Annotated in this window: 2 protein-coding genes; one reads left to right on the top strand and one right to left on the bottom strand. The window is 72.1% G+C overall.

All coding sequences use genetic code 11. The features are described from left to right. Positions 1 to 79: 79 nt before the first annotated feature. Complete coding sequence (locus ACOJUF_RS13470) at positions 80 to 544, bottom strand: hotdog fold thioesterase (protein ID WP_420122350.1); 465 nt, start codon at positions 542 to 544, stop codon at positions 80 to 82. 144 nt (positions 545 to 688) lie between these two features. Here ACOJUF_RS13470 and ACOJUF_RS13465 point away from each other — a divergent pair. Then, the coding region (locus ACOJUF_RS13465; RefSeq protein ID WP_420122351.1) for a 5'-3' exonuclease H3TH domain-containing protein at positions 689 to 2,299 on the top strand (1,611 nt) is incomplete at its 3' end.

Below are 2,299 nucleotides of genomic sequence, written 5' to 3'. Positions count from 1 at the left end.
GCCCCCCCGGCGTGCCCCGGGGCCTCGGGCCCCCGGGCGGGCCACGGGGTCCCCAAGCCCCGCGGAGATCGACGCGGACTCAGGCGGGCATGTCCCGCAGCATGATGGTCAGGCGGGCGGAGCAGATCCGGCGGTCCTGCTCGTCGGTGATGACGATGTCGAAGGTGCAGATGGTCCGCCCGACGTGGATCGGCGTGGACACCGCGGTGACCAGACCGCCGGTCGCCGACCGGTGGTGGGTGCAGTTCAGGTCGATACCGAGCGGGGCGCGGCCACCCCCGACCAGCGAGCCGTGGAACGAGCCCATCGTCTCGGCCAGGGCGGCGCTCGCCCCGCCGTGCAGCAGGCCGAACGGCTGCCGGTTGCCCGCCACCGGCATGGTCGCGACCACCCGCTCCGGGGTGAACTCGACGACCTCGATGCCCAGCCGTTCGGCCAGCTCGCCGCGCATGCCGCGGACGACCTCGAGGATGTGCGCCGGGTCGGCGGACGGGCCGAGGGAGGCCAGTGCGCGGGCGCCGGCGGGGCCGGGGAAGTCGGTCATCCACTCTCCAAAGGGGGTCTGTCGGACCCTGAATCTAGACTCGCCCCCGTGACCACCGCGACGACAGGGCCGATGACCGACCAGTCCGAGGAGCTCGCCCCCGACGCCCCCGACAGTGCCGACCCGGGGCGGGCGCTGCTGTTGATGGACGGCCACTCCCTGGCCTACCGGGCGTTCTACGCGCTGCCGCCGGAGAACTTCTCGACCACGACCGGGCAGACCACCAACGCGGTGTACGGGTTCACCTCCATGTTGATCAACCTGCTGCGGGACGAGAACCCGACGCACGTCGCGGTCGCCTTCGACCTGTCCCGGCAGACCTGGCGGCGGGAGGAGTACGTCGAGTACAAGGCCAACCGCAGCACCTCCCCGTCGGAGTTCGCCGGGCAGATCGACCTGATCAAAGAGGTGCTGACCGCGATGCGGATCCCGTACCTCACCGCGGAGAACTACGAGGCCGACGACGTCATCGCCACCCTGACCACCCGGGCCGTCGCCGAGGGGCTGCCGGTGCGCATCTGCACCGGCGACCGGGACGCGTTGCAGCTGGTCTCGGACCAGGTCACGCTGCTGTACCTGCAGCGCGGGGTGTCGGAGATGGCCCGTTACACGCCCGAGGCGGTCGAGGCCAAGTACGGGCTGACGCCGCTGCAGTACCCCGATTTCGCCGCGCTGCGCGGCGATCCGTCGGACAACCTGCCCGGCATCCCGGGGGTGGGGGAGAAGACCGCCACCAAGTGGATCCGCGAGTTCGGCAGCCTGACCGCGCTGGTGGACCGGGTCGACGAGGTCCGCGGCAAGGCCGGCGACGCGCTGCGTGCGGCGCTGCCGCACGTGTTGACCAACCGCCGGCTCACCGAGCTGATCCGGGAGGTGCCGGTCGACGCCGACCCGGCCACCGATCTGGTGCGTCTGCCGTACGACCGCGAGGCCGTCCACAAGATCTTCGACGACCTGCAGTTCCGGGTGCTGCGCGAACGCCTGCTGGAGTACTTCGAGCAGGCCGACGAGACCAGCACCGAGGGGTTCGAGGTGGCCGGCAACCGGCTCGCGCCGGGCACCGTCCGGAGCTGGTTGGACGCCCACGGCGCCGGCCGGGTCGGGCTGGTGGTCCGGGGGACCTGGGCGCCCGGCGGCGGCGACGTGCACCCGCTGGCCTTCGCCGCGGCCGACGGGGAGGCCGCCGTCGTCGACGTCGTCGCGGCCGACCCGGACGACGAGGCGGCGCTGGCCGCCTGGTTCGCCGACCCGACCCCGCGCAAGGTCGGGCACGACCTGAAGACGGCGATCAACGCCCTGTTCGCCCGTGGCTGGCCGGTCGACGGCGTCGCCTGCGACACCGCGCTGGCCGCCTACCTGGCGCTGCCCGGCCAGCAGACCTTCGACTTGGGCGACCTGGTGCAGCGCTACCTGCACCGCACGCTCGATCCGGAGCACAGCACGAACGCCGGCCAGCAGCTCTCGCTCATCCCCGAGGAGAACGAGAGCGCCCAGGCCGAGCAGGATTCCCGGGACATGGTCAAGGCGCGCGCCATCATCGACCTGGCCGACGCGCTCGAGCAGCACCTGGAGTCGCTGGGCCAGAAGTCGCTGCTGGCCGACATCGAACTGCCCGTGATGACGGTGCTCGGCATCATGGAGCGGGACGGGATCGCGGTCGACGTCGACTACCTGGACGACCTGCAGTCCACGTTCGCGGCGGAGGTGACCAGTGCGGCCCAGGCCTGCTACGCCGAGATCGGGCGGGAGGTCAAC

Source organism: Nakamurella sp. (assembly GCF_048594475.1).
In the GTDB taxonomy this organism is placed as follows: Bacteria; Actinomycetota; Actinomycetes; order Mycobacteriales; family Nakamurellaceae; genus Nakamurella.
The sequence above is the reverse complement of the archived record's forward strand: the minus strand, read 5'-3'. Positions and strand labels throughout refer to the sequence as shown.

Excerpts from the sequence above, each read along its gene's own strand:
- ACOJUF_RS13470 (WP_420122350.1), bottom strand. The coding sequence starts at position 544 with ATGACCGACTTCCCCGGCCCCGCCGGCGCCCGCGCACTGGCCTCCCTC.